Origin of the sequence: Paenibacillus sp. CH40 (assembly GCF_024213605.1) — a bacterium.
In the GTDB taxonomy this organism is placed as follows: Bacteria; Bacillota; Bacilli; order Paenibacillales; family Paenibacillaceae; genus Paenibacillus; species Paenibacillus polymyxa_B.
The window spans coordinates 368,118-391,219 of record NZ_JANAVQ010000003.1 but is presented as its reverse complement, the minus strand read 5'-3'; the positions used below and the strand labels follow the sequence as shown (position 1 = coordinate 391,219).

20 protein-coding genes and 1 riboswitch are annotated in these 23,102 nt (G+C 47.5%); of the genes, 15 read left to right on the top strand and 5 right to left on the bottom strand.

Features of this window, described 5'->3' with window-relative positions:
- Positions 1-128: 128 nt before the first annotated feature.
- Positions 129-1,328: a glycoside hydrolase family 130 protein gene (locus NLX73_RS11765; RefSeq protein WP_254326240.1), complete on the bottom strand. Its 1,200-nt coding sequence runs from the start codon at positions 1,326-1,328 to the stop codon at positions 129-131.
- Positions 1,325-2,500, bottom strand: a complete 1,176-nt coding sequence (locus tag NLX73_RS11760) for an AGE family epimerase/isomerase (RefSeq protein WP_254326239.1) — start codon at positions 2,498-2,500, stop codon at positions 1,325-1,327. The genes NLX73_RS11765 and NLX73_RS11760 overlap by 4 nt, the downstream gene beginning before the upstream one ends.
- A gap of 235 nt (positions 2,501-2,735) precedes the next feature.
- On the opposite strand from NLX73_RS11760, the gene NLX73_RS11755 reads away from it, so the two are divergent.
- From NLX73_RS11755 to NLX73_RS11690, 14 genes are all read left to right on the top strand, one after another.
- Positions 2,736-4,055 (top strand): ABC transporter substrate-binding protein, encoded by a 1,320-nt coding sequence (locus NLX73_RS11755; protein ID WP_235306645.1) that lies wholly within the window; start codon positions 2,736-2,738, stop codon positions 4,053-4,055.
- A 67-nt stretch (positions 4,056-4,122) separates the two neighbouring features.
- Positions 4,123-5,007 (top strand): carbohydrate ABC transporter permease, encoded by an 885-nt coding sequence (locus NLX73_RS11750; protein ID WP_254326238.1) that lies wholly within the window; start codon positions 4,123-4,125, stop codon positions 5,005-5,007.
- Between the two features lie 2 nt (positions 5,008-5,009).
- The gene (locus tag NLX73_RS11745; RefSeq protein WP_025721962.1) at positions 5,010-5,843 is read left to right on the top strand and encodes a carbohydrate ABC transporter permease; all 834 of its coding nucleotides are present in this window, start codon (positions 5,010-5,012) and stop codon (positions 5,841-5,843) included.
- A gap of 60 nt (positions 5,844-5,903) precedes the next feature.
- Entirely contained in the window at positions 5,904-6,953 is a 1,050-nt protein-coding gene (locus NLX73_RS11740; RefSeq protein ID WP_250260146.1) for a glycoside hydrolase family 130 protein, read from the top strand.
- Between the two features lie 11 nt (positions 6,954-6,964).
- Complete coding sequence (locus NLX73_RS11735; protein ID WP_250266911.1) at positions 6,965-7,924, top strand: acetylxylan esterase; 960 nt, start codon at positions 6,965-6,967, stop codon at positions 7,922-7,924.
- 57 nt (positions 7,925-7,981) lie between these two features.
- A riboswitch (purine riboswitch) is annotated at positions 7,982-8,081 on the top strand.
- A gap of 69 nt (positions 8,082-8,150) precedes the next feature.
- A complete protein-coding gene (locus NLX73_RS11730) occupies positions 8,151-9,329 on the top strand; it encodes an MFS transporter (RefSeq protein WP_235306641.1) in 1,179 nt (392 codons plus the stop codon).
- A gap of 80 nt (positions 9,330-9,409) precedes the next feature.
- A complete protein-coding gene (locus NLX73_RS11725) occupies positions 9,410-9,553 on the top strand; it encodes an RAxF-45 family protein (RefSeq protein WP_016822706.1) in 144 nt (47 codons plus the stop codon).
- A 103-nt stretch (positions 9,554-9,656) separates the two neighbouring features.
- Positions 9,657-11,735: a ribosomal protection-like ABC-F family protein gene (gene abc-f, locus NLX73_RS11720; protein ID WP_250266910.1), complete on the top strand. Its 2,079-nt coding sequence runs from the start codon at positions 9,657-9,659 to the stop codon at positions 11,733-11,735.
- 342 nt (positions 11,736-12,077) lie between these two features.
- Positions 12,078-12,806 (top strand): ABC transporter ATP-binding protein, encoded by a 729-nt coding sequence (locus NLX73_RS11715; protein WP_250266909.1) that lies wholly within the window; start codon positions 12,078-12,080, stop codon positions 12,804-12,806.
- Positions 12,803-13,603 carry an ABC transporter permease gene (locus tag NLX73_RS11710; protein ID WP_250266908.1) on the top strand — a complete coding sequence of 267 codons (801 nt, stop codon included), beginning with the start codon at positions 12,803-12,805 and terminating at the stop codon, positions 13,601-13,603. The genes NLX73_RS11715 and NLX73_RS11710 overlap by 4 nt, the downstream gene beginning before the upstream one ends.
- A gap of 14 nt (positions 13,604-13,617) precedes the next feature.
- Positions 13,618-14,385, top strand: coding sequence for an ABC transporter permease (locus NLX73_RS11705; protein ID WP_250266907.1), 768 nt, complete (start codon positions 13,618-13,620; stop codon positions 14,383-14,385).
- Positions 14,386-14,582: 197 nt separating this feature from the next.
- Positions 14,583-15,815 carry an ABC transporter substrate-binding protein gene (locus tag NLX73_RS11700; RefSeq protein WP_254326384.1) on the top strand — a complete coding sequence of 411 codons (1,233 nt, stop codon included), beginning with the start codon at positions 14,583-14,585 and terminating at the stop codon, positions 15,813-15,815.
- A gap of 16 nt (positions 15,816-15,831) precedes the next feature.
- Positions 15,832-16,698, top strand: a complete 867-nt coding sequence (locus NLX73_RS11695) for a carbohydrate ABC transporter permease (protein ID WP_069290633.1) — start codon at positions 15,832-15,834, stop codon at positions 16,696-16,698.
- The gene (locus NLX73_RS11690; RefSeq protein ID WP_250266906.1) at positions 16,698-17,522 is read left to right on the top strand and encodes a carbohydrate ABC transporter permease; all 825 of its coding nucleotides are present in this window, start codon (positions 16,698-16,700) and stop codon (positions 17,520-17,522) included. The genes NLX73_RS11695 and NLX73_RS11690 overlap by 1 nt, the downstream gene beginning before the upstream one ends.
- Before the next feature lie 108 nt (positions 17,523-17,630).
- Here NLX73_RS11690 and NLX73_RS11685 read toward each other — a convergent pair whose 3' ends face one another.
- From NLX73_RS11685 to NLX73_RS11675, 3 genes are all read right to left on the bottom strand, one after another.
- Positions 17,631-19,316, bottom strand: a complete 1,686-nt coding sequence (locus NLX73_RS11685) for a DUF4179 domain-containing protein (RefSeq protein ID WP_250266905.1) — start codon at positions 19,314-19,316, stop codon at positions 17,631-17,633.
- Positions 19,276-19,836, bottom strand: a complete 561-nt coding sequence (locus tag NLX73_RS11680) for an RNA polymerase sigma factor (RefSeq protein ID WP_250266904.1) — start codon at positions 19,834-19,836, stop codon at positions 19,276-19,278. The genes NLX73_RS11685 and NLX73_RS11680 overlap by 41 nt, the downstream gene beginning before the upstream one ends.
- A gap of 234 nt (positions 19,837-20,070) precedes the next feature.
- Positions 20,071-21,078: an acrylyl-CoA reductase family protein gene (locus tag NLX73_RS11675; protein ID WP_250260157.1), complete on the bottom strand. Its 1,008-nt coding sequence runs from the start codon at positions 21,076-21,078 to the stop codon at positions 20,071-20,073.
- Positions 21,079-21,435: 357 nt separating this feature from the next.
- On the opposite strand from NLX73_RS11675, the gene NLX73_RS11670 reads away from it, so the two are divergent.
- Positions 21,436-22,845: an MATE family efflux transporter gene (locus NLX73_RS11670; RefSeq protein ID WP_023990870.1), complete on the top strand. Its 1,410-nt coding sequence runs from the start codon at positions 21,436-21,438 to the stop codon at positions 22,843-22,845.
- Positions 22,846-23,102 lie beyond the last annotated feature (257 nt).

Here is a 23,102-nt window from a genome sequence, read left to right as displayed (position 1 = left end):
GCTTAGCCGCCTGTAAAATCCAAAAAAACCTAGCAGCGTAGCTGCCCATAGAATAACTATTAGCCTGCGGGTAACAGTTGTTCTATGGATAGTATACATGGTTCCGCAAGCAGGATAAAGCTTGCGGCCTATGTCTGCTGGGAAGGACGGGAGAGTGCTTGCAATAGCGCTTCATTGTGATGAATTAGCTCACGGCGAACAGCGGCGCTGCCGAGAGAGCGCAAGGGATCGGATGGTGTATTGAAGGTGTAGTCTTCCAGTCGAGCGATGGTGGTCGTCGCTACGTGAATACGGGTATCGCTGGACGCGTAGTAAATAAAGACTTCATCTTGCTCGTTAACAACAGCCCCGTTGCAAAAAATAACATTCGAAACGTCGCCCACGCGTTCCTCATCATAAGGAGCCAGAAAGTGCCCGCCGGGCTTAGCAATGACGCGCGTAGGGTCTTCCAGACTGGTGGCAAAGGTATACAGCACATACCGCAGCCCGGCGGCTGTATTGCGTACCCCGTGAGCGATATGAATCCAGCCGCGACTGGTCTTGATCGGGGCAGGCCCCTGTCCGTTCTTGGCTTCGTACACCGTATGATAACAGCGCTCATCAATGACGGTTTCGTGTTCAATCACGGGTTGTGTAATATCTTTGCACAGGCCGAAGGCGATGCCTCCGCCTGAACCGGTGGAAATAAACCCGTCCTGGGGACGAGTATAGAAGGCATATTGACCGTCCACAAATTCAGGGTGCAAGACAACGTTGCGCTGCTGTGGGGACTGGGTAGTGATGTTGGGAAGCCGGGTCCATGTACGAAGATCACGAGTGCGGACCAGTCCGGCCTGAGCGACAGCACTGGAGGTATCGTGGGGTGGTGCGTCAGGGTCCTTTTTTTCCGAGCAATAAATACCGTAAATCCAGCCGTCCTCATGCTTTACCAATCGCATATCGTACATATTTGTTTCTTCCGGGTCGATATCCTCCCATACGAGGGGAGCGTCAATGAATCGAAATTGATCAATGCCGTTATCGCTCTCTGCCAAAGCAAAAAATGACTTTCGATCCAGTCCCTCTGTGCGCGAAACAAGAATGTATTTTCCTTCATGATAGATCGCCCCTGGATTCAATGCCGCATTTACACCCAGCCGCTCCATGAAAAAGGGATTGGTTTGCGCATCCAGATCAAACCGCCAGTGAAGTGGAACATGATGGCGTGTGAGCACTGGGTAGATGTAGCGTTCGTAGATACCATTATAAAAGGTAGTTTTAACCTCATTGGGGCGTGTAATCAGTTCCTCTTGCTGCAACCGCAGCTCATTATATTTGCTATGGATCATTGGTTTTCCATCCTTTCTAGCATTTCTATGCAAAATCGGCTGTTGTGATAAGGGCACTTCCAGGGTCCTGCAATCTCTCTCGCATCAGGCTTACCATCCGCTTGAACTGACCAGAACCATTCGCCTCCGGGGCGCGGATCGATGATATGTTGCCGGGTATAGGACCATAGATTTTCCACAATTTGCAAAAAACGTTCGTCTTTTGTACGTTGAAACGCATTATAAAAACCAACCATCCCCTCGGCCTGTACCCACCAGATACGTGAGGTGTCTACCCGCTCTCCTTCCCGCTCATTGATGAGCGATCCGTCCAGCTGAACAGCGCGCTCTGCTACCGCATTGGCAATATCTATCACCATATCCACGTATTCTGACGGGTAATAACCCAACACACTCATAGCGTCCTCAATCAACCAGCTGGCTTCGATGTCGTGACCATATGAGGTTAGGTCAAGCAGAGAGCGCCATTCACGGTCGAAAAATACCCCCAGTCGTCGGGCAGAAGGATCGTAAACACGATGATATAAAATATCCAGTACGTTCGTCAGTGCCTCTCGAACCTCTTCATTTGGCCAGACGCGCAGCAATTGGGTGTACGCCTCCAAAACATGAATATGCGTATTCATGGTGATATGCGCGGTAACCCCATTTTCGCTGAGTAGCTCATTAGGCTGCGTGTTCCACGAGCGGTCATATTGTTCGCCGTATGCCTGCCGGGTGGGATCATATCCTTTTTGCTCCAGCAGGTGGAACAGCCCCATAGCTAGTGGTAATGCATTCGGGTCGTCTGTGGCACGTGCATACTCTGCTATCGCATAGATCGCGAATGCCTGCGCGTATACATGCTTGCACGTGTCCACGGGTTGCCCGGTGTAGTCCACCATCCAGTACATTCCTCCATGTAATGGATCAAGCAGGTGATCTCGCAGGAATGTGAATGCATGTCGTGCGGCTTCTGCATAGGTATCTTCCCCTGTTACACGGGCAGCCGCCGAGAATGACCAGAGTAGCCGTGCAGTGGCAATCCCTCCTTTGTCGGCTTGGTTATGAATGTGCAGATCCACGTCCACCTCGCCGTAAAACCCACCGTGTGTCTCATCCTTCAGTCCAAGCCAGAATGGGAGTATGTGTTCCTTCCATTCCTGTCTAATTTCGTCCAGTAATGTTTCCAAGAGACAAAGCCTCCTTCGGAAAATAAATTATTAAGTTATCGTTAACTTTACAGGAGTATCATATCTAGCTGTTTGTAAACTGTCAACCATGCTAAATTGGTGTTTTTTCATAAGATGCGACCCATTCCACTTTACAAAAAGAATATTGTAATTGACACAGTAAGCGCTAACATAATAAAATGATTTTGTTACTTTAACGATAACCTTATTTGAAAACAACAGGAGGAGTCGTCTCATGAAGTTGTCCAAGGTTTTGATGTCATTACTATCCGTGGTTTTGTTAGCGGGGCTGTTTACTGGCTGTACCTCAAAGAAGGATGAGCCAGCTGCCAGCTCTGATCCGAAGGGTGTGGAAGGTGAAATTACGGTTATCACACAGCGGACTGATATTGTGGATACCGTATTTCAGGATTACGCCAAGGAATTTAACAAACTTTATCCGAACGTGAAGGTCAATTTTCAGGCATTGGCCGATTATGAGGGTCAAATTAAAATCCGGATGGGGACCAGGGATTATGGAGATGTTTTGCTGATTCCTGGCAGTATTCCAGTTGAAGAGCTGCCCAACTTTTTCGAGCCGCTGGGTACTTATGAGGAGATGAAAAACAAGTATACCGGCCTTGAAGAACGTACGGTGGATCATAACAGCTACGGTATTCCAATTGCGATGGTTTACTCTGGTGTGATTTATAACAAAAAGGTGTTCAAGGACGCAGGAATCACGCAGCTTCCCAAAACACCGGACCAATTCCTGACAGCGTTACAGCAGATTAAGGACAAAACCAAGGCAGTACCGCTGTTTACGAACTATGCCTCTGGTTGGGCACTGACCCAGTGGGAGTCTAGTCTGGCAACATTGGCGGGTACGAAGGAATATGTGAATGTCACACAACCGAATACAGATGACAATTTCACGAAGGGCCAGCCCCACTATGAACTGTATAAGGTCCTGTACGATGCGGCTAAAAAAGGCCTGATTGAAAAAGATCCAACGACTACAGATTGGGAGACCTCCAAGGCGGATCTCGCTCAAGGCAAAATCGGTACAATGGTGCTTGGCTCTTGGGCGATTGACCAGATCAAAAGCACAGCTTCTAACAAGGATGATATCGGTTTTATGCCTTTCCCGACGAATGCCTCCAAGGTACTTGTGCCTCTAGCTGGTGATTTTAACCTCGGTATTAACGTAAACAGTGAAAATAAACCGGCGGCCCGTGCCTGGGTGGATTGGTTTACCGAAAAGTCCAACTATGCCGTCGAGCAGGCAGGTAGCATTAGCCCGCTGAAGGGTGCCCCAATGCCTAGCATTTTGAAACAATACGAAGATCAGGGAGTCGTTTTTGAAACGCTTACTCCGTCTCCAAAAGGACAGGAAGGGATTGTCGATAAAATCGACAAAAAGGGAGAAATCGGCTTGTGGCAGCCTGACTTCAAAAAACGCATTATTGAGGCAGCGGTCGGTAACCGCCCGGAATCGTATGACACCATTATGAAGGATCTGAACGACGCATGGGTGAAGGCGCGTGCTGAAGTGGCTGCAAAGGAAGCGAAATAGCCATCTGAACTGACGAAAAGAAAGGATCGACGTAGCAGTCGATGGACGGATAGCCAGGAGGTGCAGCATGTTAAAATTTTCGAATCTCAGCTACTCCAAACAAAGATTGGCGATTATTGTTGCCTTTTCAATTATTCCGCTAGCGCTGCTGATCACTTTTGCGTACTTGCCAGTGATCATTATGTTTAAGTACAGCTTTTCGGACTGGAACGGCTATAGTAAGCGTCTGGAATATGTGGGTTTTGAAAACTATATCAAAATCTTTACCGACCCCGAGTATTTCTCGGTGTTTAAGGTCAGTCTGTATTACTTTGTAGCCACGTTTGTACAGATGGGGCTGGCCCTTTATTTTGCAACCATTCTCAGCTTTCAAACCTGGTTTAAAAATTTCTTTAAAGGCGTTTTGTTTTTTCCTTCCCTGATGAACGGGGTAGCTATTGGTTTTATTTTTTTATTCTTTTTTAAGCCAGACGGTACCCTTGATACACTGCTTCAGGCGATGGGGCTGGGTTCGTATGTCAAGCTGTGGCTGGGCAACCCGGAGATTATCAATATTTCGCTGGCTGGCACGTCGATCTGGAGATACATGGGCTTTAACTTTATCGTGTTTCTCGGTGCGATTTCTTCCATATCCAGTGATCTGTATGAAGCGTCTGATATAGACGGGGCTAACCGCTGGCATCAGTTCCGCTCTATTATTTTGCCGAGTATCAAGCGGATTTTGCAGTTGAATCTCATCTTGGCGATTAGCGGGGCGATCAGTGCGTTCGACATCCCGTATATTATGACCGGTGGCTCTAACGGCAGTGAAACATTCGTCATTCAGACGCTTGATGTGGCATTCAAATACAGCAAGGTCGGTTTGGCCTCAGCGATGGCAGTCGTTCTGCTGCTGATCGTGATTGCTGTTACGCTGCTTCAACGGTTGCTAATTCGGGGAGAGGAGGACTAATCATGTATAAGCTGAAAAGAATACTGGGTAGCAGCATCAAGTATGCCGCGCTACTACTAGGTGCGTTCATTGCACTGCTGCCGATTGTCGTAATTTTGTTTGCATCTTTGAAGACGAAGGCTGAATATGCGGCAACCAGTCCTCTGACTCCCCCCGTAAACTGGCTGAATTGGGCTAACTATACCAAAGCCTTTATTAACGGAAATATGCTAACCGGATTTGTGAACACAGCTTTTATCCTGTTGATTTCAATCATCGGAGCTACGTTGACCGGTTCCATGATTGCGTATATTTTGAACCGTTTTAAATTTAAGGGCAAAAGTCTCATGCTGGGTGCGTTCTTGCTCGCCACGCTCATTCCGGGGGTGACGACACAGGTGTCGACATTCCAAATTATCAACAAGCTGGAACTGTTTAACACGCCTTGGGCGGCGATCTTGCTGTATTTGGGAACGGATATTATTGCGGTGTATATTTTTCTGCAATTTCTGGATTCCATCGCGGTGGCGCTGGATGAATCGGCCATGCTGGATGGGGCCTCCTATCTGACGATCTACTGGCGCATTATCTTGCCCCTGCTGAAGCCTGCCATTGTGACGGTGATCATTATCAAGGGCGTTAATATTTACAACGACTTTTACACCCCGTTCCTGTATATGCCCAAAACAAGCCTTCAGGTCATATCGACGGCGCTGTTCAAGTTTAAAGGGCCATATGGCTCGCAATGGGAAGTCATTAGCGCGGGCATAATCATTGCCATTATTCCGACGCTGATTGCGTTTTTATCATTACAAAAATATATCTATAACGGTTTCGCGCAGGGTTCGGTGAAATAGAATAATGGCGAAATCGAAAATCTGGCGAATCAAATATCTCGGTGAGAGGGGAATACACGTATGAATAAATTGAATGTGGATTTGGGAGTAGATAGCGTACGAATTGTGGGAGGTAGTCTGCCGGAAATGCCGTGGCAGGATAAGCCTGAAGGCAGTGAGGCTCCGGTATGGAGACATAGTGAGAATCCGGTCATTGGACGGAATCCGGTACCGGGCATTGCCCGTATTTTCAACAGTGCAGTAGCTCCGTATGAGGGACGGTTTGTAGGAGTATTCCGGGCTGAAACGATTAATGGACGTCCGCATTTGCACCTAGGCTGGAGTGACGACGGGTTGGCTTGGGACATTGAGACAGAACGTTTGCATTTGGTTGATGAGGAAGGGAACGATTATCAGCCAAATTATGCTTACGATCCGCGTCTGGTTCGCGTGGAGGACACGTATTATATCATCTGGTGTACAGATTTTTACGGTGCAGCATTGGGGATAGCACAAACGAAGGATTTTAAAAGCTTTGTACGATTGGAAAATCCGTTCCTGCCGTTTAATCGTAATGGTGTGCTGTTGCCCCGCAAGCTAAATGGAAACTTTATGTTGCTATCTCGTCCGAGCGACAGCGGACATACACCGTTTGGCGACATTTTTCTGAGTGAAAGTCCTGACTTGGTCTATTGGGGCAAGCACCGTCATGTCATGAGCAAGGGCGGACAGGGCTGGTGGCAATCGGTAAAGATTGGCGGCGGACCGGCTCCGATTGAGACGACAGAGGGCTGGCTGATGTTCTACCACGGGGTGACGGGCACGTGCAATGGGCTGGTTTACAGTATGGGCGTAGCCGTTCTTGACCTGGATGATCCGTCTAAAGTTAAATATCGTTCCTCGAATTTCGTGTTGACCCCGGAGGAATGGTACGAAGAACGGGGGTTTGTGCCGAATGTGGTGTTCCCGTGTGCTACGCTGCATGATGCGGACACCGGGCGGATTGCGATTTATTATGGAGCCGCTGACACGTATGTAGGTATTGCATACACGACAGTGTCCGACATTATGAAGTATGTCATCGCAACGGATGAAGTGGTCGCAGACGACCGTGAGTCAGGCCGGATGTAGGTGGAACTTGAATGCCGGAGGATATGTCTTTACAGCAATTGCAGTCATATATGGGGAGTAACCCGAAGCCACCGGATTTTGACGCATACTGGGAACGGGCATTACAGGAGCTGGAGCGGCAGCCGCTTGATTATACACTGGAGCCTGCTGATTTTATCTCTCCGATGGTGGAGTGTTACCATCTATATTTTACTGGAGTGGGCGGAGCAAAGGTTCATGGGAAGCTGGCTCGTCCCAAGCACCTTGCGGAACAAGGGCCAGCTTTGGCCATGTTTCATGGATATTCCTGCGACAGTGGCGACTGGTTCGACAAGGTAAGCTATGCGGCACACGGATTCACCGTGCTGGCCATGGATTGCCGGGGGCAAGGTGGGCTGTCCGAGGACAATTTGCAGGTTCAGGGAACGACGGTACGCGGCCATATCATCCGAGGGATTGACGACCCGGACCCGGATCGGTTGTATTACCGCAATGTATTTTTGGATACCGTGCAGACAGTGCGCATTCTGATGTCTATGGAGCAGGTCGACCCTGAACGGATCGGCGCATTTGGCTGCTCCCAGGGAGGGGCCTTAACGGTTGCCTGTGCTGCATTGGAGCCGCGTGTCCGTATGGCAGTTCCGGTATATCCGTTTCTGTCGGACTATAAAAGAGCCTGGGCGCTGGATGCCACTACATCTGCATATGAAGAACTGGTTTATTATTTTCGTTGGTTTGATCCGAACCATCTGCGCGAGGAGGAGCTCTTTCACCGACTAGGCTACATCGATATTCAACATTTGGCAGATCGTATTTGTGGTCGTGTGTTGTTTGTGACAGGGCTGTCGGACATCATCTGTCCGCCTTCCACGCAGTTTGCGGTGTACAATAAAATCGTATCAGACAAGGAAATACTCCTGTATCACGAATACGGTCATGAGTACCTACCTTATCTGTCAGATCGTGCTATGAGCGAATTTTTGCGGCTGTAGGGGGTTGAACTTAGCCGCAGGCTCCTTTATAGTAATAGCTATAACCTTCGTGAATGCGTAATAAATGAATGCCCCATTTGTATAACCTCAATAATATGGTTTGAGGGTCTCTACCAGGAACCGATAAATCCTGATTACAAAAAGTGTACGTCTTGTACATTTCTTGTGGTCAGGATTTTTTTGCGTAATACGAGGGAATTTACATGACAGCAAAGGAGCTAATGTAATGAACTTCAAAGTAGTTATTTTAACGATTGCGACCTTTACGGTGGGGCTGGTGGAGCTGATTATCGGTGGCGTGCTACCCCAAATTGCACAGGATTTGAATGTCTCCGTAAGCACGGCAGGACAGCTTATCATGATCTATGCGCTCGTGTATGCTATTGCTGGGCCAACTCTGTTGGCGTTGACAGCCAAAATTGAACGAAAACGACTGTACCTGTGGTCGATGTTTATCTTTATTCTGGGAAGTCTGCTGGCCTTCTGGAGTCCGAATTATGCAGTCTTGTTTGTATCCCGTATCATTACCGCTGCAAGCGGGTCGCTGATCGTTACATTGTCACTGACCATTGCAGTCAAAGTGGTGTCCAAGGCTTATCAAGCCCGTGTCCTCGGTGTCATCTCCATGGGGGTTAGCTCCTCCATCGTTCTAGGTATTCCAGCCGGGGTGCTGATTGGAAATGCATTTGGCTGGCGGGTGCTTTTCCTGATCATTGCTTTGTTGACGGTCGTTGCTATGATCGTTATCAACTTGTTTATGGAGCGGATTCCGACAGAACATGTTGTACCTATGCGTGATCAGTTGAAATCCTTAAAAAATGTTAAAGTCATCAGTGCTCATTTGGTGACCACGCTGACACTGGCGGGCCATTACACGTTATATGCGTATTTCACTCCGTTTTTAGAAAATATGATGGGCTTGAACGCTTCGTGGGTTAGTGTGGCCTATTTTGTCTTTGGGCTGGCGGCAGTGAGCGGTGGTTTTATTGGCGGCTCTTTGGCAGATCGGTTCGGCACAGCGAAAAGTATTCTAGTCGTCGTAGGCGTGTTTATCGCCGTGATGTTCTTGCTGCCATTCTCAATTCACTCGATTTATGTATTTGCGCCACTACTGATTATCTGGGGCATACTGAGTTGGGCCTTGTCGCCCCCGATGCAAAGTTATCTTATTGAAAATGCACCCGAATCGGGTAGTATTCAGCAAAGCTTTAATTTCTCCGCGCTCCAGGTCGGGATCGCTCTCGGCTCTGCCTTGGGAGGAGTAGTGATTGAGAATAGTGAATCTGTTGCCACGAACGCTTGGGTAGGTGGGGCATTTGTGATTGTTGCTTTTGTCTGCGGCGTATTTTCGATTACCAGAGCCGGGACTTCGCAGGCTGTCAGAGGACACCACTCTGTTTCATAGTTCGATGGACCATCGTCCTCTTTCATAATACGAGCAAACATGTTATACTACACACAATTATGAAGAAGGAGGTGAGGTAGGTGAATCACGAGATGCTGAACAACCGTATTAGCCAGCTGCCGATTGCTATGGCTGGCATTGTTCATGCTTTTCCATACAACGGGAGAAGTCTGTCCAATTTTAATCATACGGTTGTAAACATCGCGAGAAGACGCCTACCTTAACTCGAACGGATTGCTGTATCTTCCGAAGAGTCGCGGGGTTGCTCCTGCGGCTCTTTTTGTGTTACCCGGGTAAGGGTCTTCCTAAATAAAGGAGAGCCTGAACATGTATATAGTAAACGGTCAACAATTGAAAAAATACCACGCTGCTAATCTGATTTTGGATGGTGCATCGTTTGATATCCATACGGGAGAAAAGGTGGGGCTCATCGGCCGCAACGGAAGCGGTAAAACCACCCTATTACGCCTAATCGCACGTTTGTCCCGCCCGGATGAAGGGCAGCTCGTCATCGCCAAGGATACAAAAATTGGCTATTTACCGCAAATTCCGGCGGAGTTTGAGAGCTTCACTGTGTACGAAACGCTTGCTTACGCCTATCGTGAGCTGAAGGATTGCCGTAATCAGATGACCACACTGGAACGGGAAATGTCAGATCCGGTTGTGGCAGCGGATGCGAGCCTTCTGGAGAAGCTACTGCAATCGTATGCTGCCTTGCAGGAACGGTTTGAACGCAATGGTGGCTATGAAATGGATGCAAACATTGACCAGGTAGCGGATGGGCTGCGTATTCCCAAAGGCATGTATACGCGCAGCTTCGGCTCGCTGTCGGGTGGAGAGAAAACAAAAATAGCGCTGGCATCACAGCTCATCGGACGACCGGATTTGCTGCTGCTGGATGAGCCGACCAACCATCTGGATTTGAAAGGGCTGGAGTGGCTGGAGCAATTTTTGCAGGGCTATACAGGTGCGTGTGTGGTTGTATCTCATGATCGTTATTTTCTGGATCGGGTCGCCGTTAAAATGATTGAGCTTGAGGATGGCGAGGCGTTTACGTATTATACGAACTACAGCGGCTATGTGAAGGAAAAGGAAGAACGATTGCTACTACAATTTGAAGATTATAAGGAACAGCAAAAGCGGATCAAAAAGATGAAAGAGGCCATTCGGCGTTTTGAAGAGTGGGGTCGCAATGGCGATAACGAAAAGTTTTTCAAAAAAGCAGCCTCCATTCGTAAGGCGTTGGAGCGCATGGAACTGGTGAAGCGGCCTGTATTGGACCCGCAGGGGGCGGAATTTCACTTAAAGCTGGAGGATCGTTCCGGTCGCCGAGTACTGCAGTTTGAAGAAATTGTTAAAGCCTATGGAGAGCGACAGATATTAAACGGGGCAACGGGTAGTCTGGAATTTGGCGAAAAGGTGGCCTTGCTGGGTGATAATGGGTCAGGTAAAACGACGTTGCTCAAGCTTCTGCTTGGTCAGGAAAGCGCAGATGCAGGCACGGTCCAGTGGGGTGCGCGCGTGGAGTACGGATATTTGGCGCAGCAAGAAAGAGAACGGAATAGCCGGGCGACTGTGCTTGCCTACTTCAAGGAGGAAGCAGGGGTGGAAGAAGGCGAGGCACGCGGGTTGCTAGCGAAGTATTTATTTTACGGTGCCGATGTGTTTAAGCCCGTGAGCATGCTGTCCGGTGGCGAATGGTCCCGCTTGCGGCTGGCGTTGCTGGTCATGAAAAAGCCAAATTTGTTGGTGCTGGATGAGCCGACGAACCATCTGGACATTGACTCACGCGAGGCACTGGAGGAAGCGCTGGACACCTACACGGGAACGGTGCTGGCGATTTCACATGACCGCTACTTTGTGAACAAGCTGGCAGGGCGCGTGTGGGAGCTGGAGGCTGGAAAGCTGACCTTTTATCTAGGCAGCTTTGATGAGTACCGAGCGAAGAAGCGTGAGCTGGAGAACGCTCGTCTACAGAGCGAGGGGGATACCGGGACACGCCCGACATCTGCAAGCAGAGCCGCATCGGGTGGCGGCTCGGGCTCGGGCTCAGCTGTACATTCCAGTGCAGCGAGCAATGGCATGGGGGCGGCTGTGCATACGGGAGCGACTACGGAAGACGATGCGAGCCGTGCACGCTCAGGTCGCTTGGGCTCGCCCGCTACCGGGTCTGGAGCACGCGAAGCGAAGGCCGCCGCGAAGCCATCACGCACGCCCGCTGCATCCAGCGAGCGGTTGGAGCAGGCCATCGCCGCCAAAGAAGCAGAATTGGTGGCGGCGGATGCCGAGCTGGAGCTGCTCGGCACAAGCGACGACACGATACACATGGCGGAGCTGTGGGACGCGCGTGAGCGACTGCAAGCGGAGCTGGACACGTTGCTCGGCGAGTGGGTTGAACTGGAGTAGGTGACAGGTTAGTAGTTACTGGATAGAAAACAGTTTATTTTATATAGAGGGTAGCCCTGAGGTAGAGCGTTTACTGAGGGGCTACCTTTTTTGCAGCGTAAAGACAAAGATATCATCACGAAAATTAATGACCATTAATTAAGATAAATGGTATTGATGTGTCATTATCATTATATTTTACATATAAAGTGAGTTGTTTGCATTTCGCAACATGTGATATTTTTTAAATTGAATAAATAATTTGTTTCATTGTTAAGCGAAGTCTGTGTTGTCCATCATGATCTTACATATCAAATGCACGCGTTGGCTATGTTGTGATTTGTTATGGATGGAGGGAATAGTATGTCAGACTCCTTGCTGGAGGTCAGTCAGGTAACGAAAAGAATGGGGAAAAGGCATTTGTTAGACCGTGTTTCCTTTAAGCTTCAGAAAGGGAAGATATATGGATTCATCGGACCTAATGGAGCTGGTAAAACTACAATGATGCGAATCATGACCGGATTAATGCAGCCAACCAGCGGCTCTGTAAAGATAGCTTCATATGATGTACAGACGGATCGGGAAAAGGCGCTGTCCAAGGTGGGGGCTATCATTGAATCTCCGGTCTTTTTTGATTATATGACAGGCAGACAGGTTTTGCGCAATTTGTCACGGTTACACTCTGAGATTGTGCCCTCAGATCGGGAGATACATATTGAAGAGTTGCTTACAAAGGTGAGACTGGAAACACGGGGAGATGACAAGGTGAAGACCTATTCGCTGGGAATGAAGCAAAGGCTAGGTATTGCGCAGTCCATGCTGGGTGCTCCTGAGCTTTTATTGCTGGATGAACCGTCTAATGGGCTTGATCCTATGGGAATGCGGGAGCTGAGAGATATCGTGCTTCAGCTACGTGATTCAGCGAATTATGCCTTTTTTATCTCCAGTCATCTGTTGGATGAACTGCAACAGATGTGTGACGAACTCATTGTTATCAAAGAGGGCAGGCTAGTTTGGCAGGGACCTGCTGATCAACTAGTAGAGGACGGCCAACGGCTAGAGGATGCTTTCATGGGATTGATGGGACTATGAAATCATTAATATACAGTGAGTTCGAGCGATTATGGAGACGAAAGTGGTTCTGGCTCATGGTGTTATGTACGCCGCTGCTTGCTTGTTCGACAGGAGTATATTTTTTGCGCACGATGAAGGTTCCTGTTGAGGTATTATCTTTAAACTTTGTCGTTACTGGTCTGCGTGAGAATTTGTTTTTAGTATGCAACATAGCTGTAGCTGCTTTAGCTGCTGCTGTATATACAGAGGAATTTCGAAGCGGGCAACTGCGGTTGTTATTTATGCGCCGATTTACCCGCGGACAGATTTTCTGGAGTAAACTGCTGGTTTTAAATGCTACTATTTTGTTTCTTCTCATTGTATTTGCAGTATCATCGCAGGTGATCGTTGAAGTATGGACTCTTTCATATGATGTAAGTGATGCGGGGTTGTCCGAATCTCAAGGACTGCAGATGCTTAAATACTATGGTTGGGCGCTTGCCTCATTATTAGCAATATGCTCCTTCTATTGTTTCGTCGCTATGTATAGCAAAAGTGTAACGTATGCCATCGGTGTTTGTATGGTATACAATCTGGGTTCTCTATTGTTTGATTCATTATATTTAAAATTGGCCTCTTTTGTTTCCCATATCCCATACCTATACAATGTGATCGCATTTATGATTATTCCATATATGCAGCATACAGGATTAGATAGGTCCTTAATGGGCAATTCGTCTGTGAATGGGGCGATTATCACTGTTGTTAGTCTATATCTGATCTTGTTTACTTGGGGCGCATACCGCCGTTTTGTGACTGATGATTATCTGTATTAGGGGGGGATTTCCTCATGCTGGCAATCTGGCGAAGTGAAATGGAACGAATTTGGAATCGCAAATCCACTCTTTTATTATATATAGCCTATATATTCATCGTGGTTGCAATTATATGGAGCCATAAAGTAACGGGTACGAAGGTCTTACGTTTTGGTGAAGGAACTGTGGTCGTAAATAATCTGAACCTGCCGTGGCTGATGATGAGTGAGGTTGCCTTATTTCTAGTTACAGCAATCCTGCCCATTCTGTACGTGGATCAGTTAAGCGGCGATCTCTATTCTGGAGCATATAGGCTATATATGCTACGACCGTATCGACGTTTTCATTTTTGGTTTGCCAAGTTGCTCGCACTATCAGTCTCAACGGCCATTTTTATGGGGACAAGCTTGCTTATAGGTGTATTCGCTGGATGGTTGTTTTTCCCACACAGCTCTACTTTTTTTAAATATGGTTCATCCGTCGCCTCTTCCCCATCAGATGCCGTACCCTACATACTTTCGTTTTATTTGGTATTAACGCTGGTTTGCTTGGTAAAGCTCATGTTGAGTAGCACTGTATGTTTGTTCGTGTCACGGCCACTATTTGCTTATATAGTGATTCTTATCTTATCCGTATTTCTCTTTGAGTTGTTTAGGCCCCTCATTATGTTAATGGACCCATTTCAGCAAATAATGCTTGCTTTAAGAGTAGACAGTTCTTTTAATTTTTGGATGTGTGCAGGTGGATTGATTCTGGTAAGTATCATTATTAGTTTTACACGATGGGAAAAAAAGATTGTTTAGAAATAAGACTTGTAACCTGAACATCATAAAAGTAAAAGAAAGATCCAACCGACCGTTTGAGGGTCAATTGGATCTTTTTTAACATTGGTTCCTCCTGTTATCAGATTGTTGTAGCAGTATCGTTTCTTTTCCATAAGGGACGGGTATTAATTGTCTAGTCCCGCATAGATTGACATAGGGGAAAAGGAGGTATGAGCATGTGGTGTTGGGTCAAAAAGCTGTCTACACTGGCGGCGATCCTTTTATTGGCTTTTTTTGTAAGCGCATGCAACAAGGACGATGCTTCGGGTAAGGTGAAAATTGAGTTTTTTCAAAACAAGCCGGAGGCCAAGGGTTCATTCGATAAGCTAATCTCTCAATTCAATCAGGAACATCCCGGTATTGAAGTGACACAGGTCAACCCGCCAGAGGCAGAGACTGTGTTATTGACCCGGGTTGTCAAAAACGATGTACCTGACATTGTAGGGCTTGGGGCCACCGATACCTACTCCATTTTGGCACAAAGTGGTATTTTTACGGACCTGGCGAATACAGAATTGCCACGTACGATTGACCCGATTTACCTCAAAATGCTTAAGGATGTAACCGGGGCCGATCCCGTGTATGGAATTCCTTATGCTGCGAATGCGAATGGTGTGATGTATAACAAAACGCTTTTCAAGGAAATGGGATTACGGGTACCCAAAACGTGGGATGAGCTGATTGCAACGGCGCAAAAGATCAAGGCAGCTGGAAAAATCCCGTTCTATTTTACATATAAAGATGATTGGCAAACGAACCTCCCCTTTAATGCGCTGGGCCCGAATCTGGTGGGCATTGATTTTTTCCTACAACGGCGTGAAAATCAGGTCACTTTTCAGGACAAGTACCGCGAGGTTGCGGAAAAGCAGCTGGAGCTACTGAAATACGGACATGGTGATAATTTTGGCAAAAACTATGCCGATGGTAACCGTGCCTTCGCTAACGGGCAGGGATTGATGTACATTCAGGGCTCGTGGGCCATATCTGAAATTCGCAAAGCCAATCCGAAAGTGGAGCTTGGATTTTTCCCATTACCAACAGGGAATGACGAAAAGGCGGTCAAGCTGGTGTCCGGTATAGATACGCTATTAGCCGTATCGGAGAGCACTCCGCATAAAAAGGAAGCCGAGGAGTTCATTGCCTTCTTGTTGAAGCCGGAGAACAGCAAGCAATACATTACAGAGCAAACGCTGTTTTCGGCGGTGAAGGGAGTCACGCAGGATGATCCGAGTGTGGCAGAGCTGTTGCCGTATTTTAAATCGGGTCGCGTCGTTGATTTTGCCGATCACTATATTCCCAAGGCGGTCCAATTGAATTCGATTGTGCAGGCCTTCCTGCAAAACAGAGACATCGACGCTTATCTGGCCAAGCTGGACCGAGAATGGGATAAGGTAGCTAACCGCCGATAGGAGAGGAGGAGGAGACATGAATAAGCGACTAACGACTTTTTACTGGATGACGGTGCCGGCGGTGCTATTGTTTTTTGTATTTTTGACCTTGCCTGCCTTGCAGGGCTTTTATTATTCGCTTACGAACTGGAACGGCTTTGGTCATCAGTATCACTTTGTCGGGTTTAAGAACTATATTAATTTGTTTCAGGACGACAATGTGGGGAACGCATACTGGTTTACTTTCAAATTTGCGATTGTGGTTACCATTGCGACTAATATCCTTAGTTTGCTGATTGCGCTAGGGCTGAATGCTAAAATACGGTTTCGTAACTTTTTCCGCGGTATTTATTTTCTGCCTAATATTTTGAGCGTGTTGATCGTGGGTTACATATTCAATTACTTGTTCTCGAACGTGTTTACGATTTGGGGGCAAAATTTAGGTATTACCTCATTGTCGACGAACATTTTGGGCAGTGAACAACTGGCTTGGGTGGGGGTTGTCATCGTAGCTGTATGGCAGGGGATTGCCTTTAATACGATTCTCTATCTGGCCGGGCTGCAAACCATTCCGACAAGTCTGTATGAGGCGTCCAACCTGGACGGTGCGGGTAAATGGCGCGAATTCTGGAGCATTACCTTTCCGTTAATTGCTCCGTTTTTCACGATTAATATGGTATTGGCGATGAAAAATTCCCTGATGGTGTTCGATCAGATCGTGGCTTTGACGAATGGCGGGCCGGGACGAGCCACCCAGTCGATTTCCCACCTGATATACACCGGGGGATTTAAAGGCGGAGAATTTGCTTATCAGTCGGCTAACTCTGTTATTTACTTTATTGTGATCGCGATCATTTCCATCTTACAGCTGCGATTCCTCCAGAGAAGGGAGATGGATAACTGATGAAAACAAGCAGACGTACCAACTGGCCTGTGCTGCTTCTGGTAGCGTTGGGGACAATATTTATCCTGTTTCCCCTCTATATGACGGTAACGATAGCACTTAAAAATCCCGAACAGATGGCGCACTCCGCCTTTGCCTTTCCGACCGAGCTGCATTGGGAAAATTTTAGTCGTGCAGTAGAAATGACCAACTTCTTCAGCGCTTTTCAGAACAGTGTAATGGTCACGACATCGACGGTCATATTGACTTTGCTAACCAATTCGATGGTCGCTTATGCGATTGCCCGTAATATGCAGCGACGCTTGTTTAAGGGATTATATTTTTACTTTGTGAGCGCCATGTTCATTCCGTTCCCGATCATTATGTTGCCGATTGTTAAATTGGCCTCGGGACTTCATATGACCAATCTGTTTGGCCTGATTATGCTGCATACGGTGTATGGTTTGGCGTTTAATGTTTTCGTCTATGTCGGCTATATCCGTTCCATTCCGGTGGCGCTGGAAGAGGCGGCTACGGTAGACGGGGCGACGACATGGGGCACGTTCTGGCGAATTATTTTTCCGTTGATGGCACCGATCAGTGCTACCGTGGGGATTCTCACCTGCCTGTCCACATATAACGACTTCCTGCTGCCGCTCATTATTATCAGCGATGCGGAGCAATATACGCTACCGCTCGTCCAGTATGTATTTCAGGGGCAGTTCAATACCGACTTTAATCTGGCCTTTGCCTCGTACCTGATGGCCTTGCTGCCGATGATTATTGTCTATCTGATTGCACAAAAATGGATTATCAATGGCGTTACGCAAGGTTCTGTAAAGTAGGACGGGAGTCAATCGTTCCAGGCAGACTGTGCCTTCATAGGAAAATAAAAAGGGGTTCCCTATACCACGGTTCACACAGGTATAGAGGACCCTCTTTTTATAGCATTGCTATTTGGATGCTTTGCTGTTGCTTGTCAGAGGCTGCAAGGGTACGGTTGTCTCTGCTTCCGGGTCGTCCGTTGTATAGTAGAACATATAGATAGAAGCTTCCTTCTTTTTGAAGTTCTTGTAGACATCCACTGCCTTGTTATTGCCGTCTCCGGCAAAATTGGCTGTGATCGGCTTGCCGATAATCCGTTCTTTACCCAGGCCAATATGCGTCTGGTTAATCCCTCCAAAGTGAGCATCCTCGCTTTCGGTTTCTACGAATAAGTCTGATCCTTGTTTGTAGTAGGTCCACTTCACAGGATAGCCACCGACTTGCGTCGTTAGTGTCTGTTTTTGCTCAGAAATATCAGTTAAACGCTGTGGCGTTTTGTCATCCGAATGGGTCGTAACCTTGTATTTGCCTGTAAAAGTAATAGGAGTGTCCTTGGTAATCACAAGATTGGAAGGTCGTTCAAAACGGATCGTGTTCAGATCGTGTTCCTGATCAGGTGAAGACCAACGACTACCTTCTAATGTTGTGCCGTTCACAGAAAGAAAGTACTTTTGATAAGGTAACATGGCGAATTTCTCCTTGCTTCTGATCGTGACACGGATTTGCGTAGGTGTGACAATCATTTGTTCTAGCAAAACATTTGGATTGCCTTTCTCCAGTGGGATATTCAGCGCACTTTTAATCGTCCCGCTTTCCATTTTCTTCTTGCTTAGCTGCAGATCAAAGTTTATGGGTTCATGTATACTTTTCTCAGTTTGTGCATATTGCAGTTTGAAAGCAGTCTGTCCTTCCGGTATATCTGCTTTAGTAAAATATTGTTGTGCGGTATACTCCCCGTTATCACCGGGTTTGCCAAAAGCCCCTCCAGGCTGCGACATCACAGGCTCGTCGCCTTTGTAGGCAATAATTTGTGGATTGTCCCATCTCTTTGGTATGGACGAATCGAAGGTAATCGCTGAGGACAGCATCAGTTTGTCCTTACCTTGTTCGAATACCTGTACCTTCATATCTTGTAAGCCGCTACGATCCAGCTTGAACGTCTGTATTTGAGGCGACCGAATATCGAGCGGCAAATCCAGTTCCTGAACGCTGGTGAGCTCTATATGATCTATGGTCAGCTGCACGTTCTCTGTTTCTTGCTGCGGTGTCCAGTCACTTTCAAAGTACCCGTTGTACCGTTGATTTTTCGGGTCCCATTGCTGAAAGTTATATTCCCCTGCACTGCTTTCCCCCGCGGCACTTTTTAGCGATACGCCTTTGACATTCCAAAACTCGTTGTCTGCTCGTTTTCCGACCTCCAAGCTGTACAGAATCACGGTCCGGTTTTCATCAACAATAGCGGTATGCAGCGTCAGCTTCACTCCGTCTCTGGTCACGGACTGCTCCAACGGTTGCCCGAGGTTTTGCTTTAATGCTGTCTGGATGCCACTTCTTCCGCGTAGCAGATTGTCCCAGTTGTAGTGGATGGCGGCATAGACAGGAACTGCAACCAGAAGTGCGCTTAGAGAGGCGGCAATAGCTATTTTGCGCCAGTTTCTGTGTCGGTGGGGAGTGAATGAATCGGAAGTGTCGGTTAGCGTAGGGGCAGTATGCCCTGTCTGTTCCATCCGGTTCCACATCTCACCGAAGTCAGGATAGGCCATTTCCGAATCATCATTTAACTTGCGCTTCAATGCCTTTTCTATGTTGTTCATAGTTCTCTCCTTCCATCTCGGGAATTTGTACCCCTGCATCCCGCAATATTTGCTCCAATAACTTTAGTCCTTTGTGAGTCCTCGATTTGACGGTTCCCAGCGGAATTTCTAGCAGTTTGGATATTTCCGCCAGCGTGAAATCATGCATATAGCGGAGTGTCAGCACAGCGCGGATTTTGGCCGGAAGGCGATTCATATAAACGGCCCATTCCTCTGCCGATTCGCGTTCTTCCACCAGCCTGTCTACAGGTTTACCTTCCGCCCCGCTAAATAGATAGGGATTAGCCGATACCTTCAAATGCAGGCTTTTCTGGCGTTTAAGGTGATTCAGACAATGATTGACCGTAATCTTCATAATCCAGGCTTTTAGTTGTTCGATCTGTTCACGATTGCTGCGAAACAGGATGATAAACACTTCCTGCGTTAAATCCTCTGCATCCGATGCATTATGTACCATGTAGTAGCAGGTTCGGTATACATCTCGTTGATACAAATCAAACAACTCTCGATTGCTCTCCAATGATGTGCTCTCCTTTCTCGTGCAGTTTATCTATATAACAACTGAGGTTCTCAAAAGGTTCATTTGGTTGCGAAAAGTAAACCGTCTGCTTCAAATGTACCACACGAAAAAAGAAGCCTGTAAATCTCAAAATTGCAGATTTACAGGCTTCTTACATGTTCCTAAGCTAGACCCTAAGGGATGACACTTCTTCACGCGAAAACACGTCAATGGATAGCTTGCGGACTACTCCGCTTAGTCAACCAGCCGTACTAGCGTTCTTCCTTGCGAGCGGGCTGCAAGTATGTCTTCGAGCGCGCTTGGCAGGTCGGCCAATCCGACTTCGCGCTCAACGAGCTGCTCCAGCTGTTCCGGCTTCCATTCGCTGCCGAGCCGCTTCCAGATTGCTACGCGAGTGTCGTATGGGCAGAAGACAGAGTCTATGCCCAGCAGACTTACGCCGCGCAAAATAAACGGCAGCACCGTCGTAGGCAGCTTGGTGCCTGCCGTCAGGCCGCTCACGGCAACGGAGCCGTTGTAGGCGATCTGGCTGAGCAGCGAAGCGAGCGGCTTTCCGCCTACAGGATCAACAGCTGCTTGCCAAAGCTGCTTGCCCAGCGGGCGGATGCTCTCCGCACCGTCGTAGACCTCCTCGCGGGAAATAACCTCGGCTGCTCCGAGCGCCTTGAGGTAATCGAGCGCATCGGCCTTGCCACTGCTGGCTACGACATGGTAGCCTCTCTTGTTCAGCAAGGCAATGGCTGCCCCGCCTACGCCGCCCGTCGCTCCGGTGACGAGTACCTTGCCCTGCTCGGGAGTAACGCCGTTTTGTTCCAGTCGATATAACGACAGGGCTGCGGTGAATCCGGCTGTCCCGAAAATCATTGCCTCTCTCGGCGTGAGTCCGTTTGGAAGTGGAACCACCCAGTCCGCAGGCACGCGTGCATATTGGCTGAATCCTCCGAATTGAGACACACCCAGCCCATATCCGGTAACGAGCACCGCTTGTCCTTCGCTAAAGCGGCTATCCTCCGAAGAGACGACGGTTCCCGAGCAATCTATGCCTGGTACGAACGGATAGGATTTGACAATATTGCCATCCTTGAGGGCAGCAAGCCCATCTTTATAATTGATGCTGGAATAAGCGACACGAATCAATACTTCTCCAGCAGGTAAACTGCTAGCTTCCAGAGAACGTACCTCTGCTTGAACTTCACCGTCCTGTGTCTGATCGACGACAAGAGCTTGAAATGATTGAGTCATCTGTAAAAGCCTCCTTTATTACCTTTTAACCCTATGGATATCCTATATATTCCATCTTTAATTCACAAATTATGCTTAGGAAGCATACAACAATCTTCACAACCTGTCAGCGGCAATGCTCACAGGCTCGTATTCTATTATACTCTTTAGCTCATAATTGCGTCGAAAAGACCAGACTACTGATATATTCTTGCAATATCCTGTTTCAATAAAGTTCGATAATCAATTATAAAGAGGGTGATAAATGAATTCTTACGCATTTTGCAAATCATTTTACGTAAACGGGATGTATTTTCAGAATGACTGTGCTAACATACCTTTTGATCGTTAAATAAATCTATGAAGAAAGGTGAATGAATGACAACCAGAGCACTAAAAAAAGGTTCGGTATTGTCCGAAGCTAAGGAACTGAATTTGTTCCGTTTAACATGGCCTATTTTCCTTGAATTGTTTCTGTTTATGCTAATGGGGAGCGTCGACACATTCATGATCAGTTCTGTATCTGATAATGCGGTGTCGGGTGTGGGCGCGTCCAATCAAATTATTTCAATTGCTATCCTTGTACTGGAGGTTATCGGCAACGGCGCTGCTATCGTCGTAGCTCAATATATCGGTTCTAAGAAACTAGTCGAAGCGGCCCAGGTTACAGGTACGGCCATTACGTTGAATTTGATGGTAGGTCTTTTGCTTAGCGTAATTTTTCTCGTATTTGGTACGCACATGTTGCAATGGCTGAATGTCCAGGGTGAGATTCTGGCTTACGCGGAGTCTTATATGAGCATCGTCGGAGGTGCCATTTTTCTTCAAGCATTGATTAATGCGCTGGCGGCGACTATTCGTACACATGGTTTTACCAAAGAAACAATGTATGTATCGGTTTTTATGAACGTGATCCACGTGGTCGGCAACTATGTTTTGATTTTTGGGCATTGGGGAATGCCTGCACTTGGAGTAGAAGGTGCTGCTATTTCTACAGTAGGTAGCCGCTTTATTTGTCTCCTGATCTTCTTCTGGCTGATGTACCGGGTCACTGAGGTTCGTGTCGAGTGGAAATATTACGTCCAATTGTCCAAAAAGTTCATCTCTAAAATATTGCGCATTGGTGTACCATCCGCGCTGGAGTCCATTATGTATCAGTCGTGTCAGCTCATCTTCACACTGTACGTGACTTATCTGGGCGCAGAAGCAATGGCGACACGTCAATATGCGAATAATATTTCAAGCTATATTTACTTGTTCAGTATGGCAGTCGGTATGGGTACGGCTATTGTGGTAGGAAGGCTCGTGGGAGCCAGACAGAAGGATACTGCCTATAAACGTGTACTGACCAGTGTGAAATGGGCGTTGCTCGTGACCGTGATTATTGATGCGGTGGTCATCTTTTTCCGTGTTCCCTTGCTTGGTTTGTTCACGGAAAACCCTGAAATTATTCGTTTGGGAGCACAGGTCATTTTACTTAGCATTCTGCTAGAAACTGGCCGGACCACGAATATCGTCATTATTAACTCGTTACGTGCTGCTGGAGATGCGAAGTTCCCGGTCTTTATGGGTCTGATCTCCATGGTCTGTATGAGCTTGCCGCTTGGTTATCTGCTTGTGTTCAAGCTGGACATGGGGCTCGCCGGTGTGTGGCTGGCCATTGCTGCTGATGAATGGACTCGTGCTGTCATCATGTATGCCCGCTGGAAAAGCCGTTTATGGGAAAAGCATGCGCTGGTCGAGCACGATACACCAGATCAGTCTGCAACGCCCGTTCCGGCACATTGATGTCGAGCAGCATTTAGGGCCAGCTGGAACCTAGCTTTTCGATAAAGTTGTGTACGCGGAGGCAGTTCAAGAGAACATCTTGAACTGCCTCTTTTTGCTGCTGGAGAACCATACTTCTACACGGGGGCACGATAGGCAACTTTGAAGTTCGACTTATATCATAATGGCATCCATAAATAGAAGTATGGTAAATTTACTAAAAAAAAGATATACTTTTGTTGCACTAACGCAGTACATGAAAGACAAGGAGTGTACCG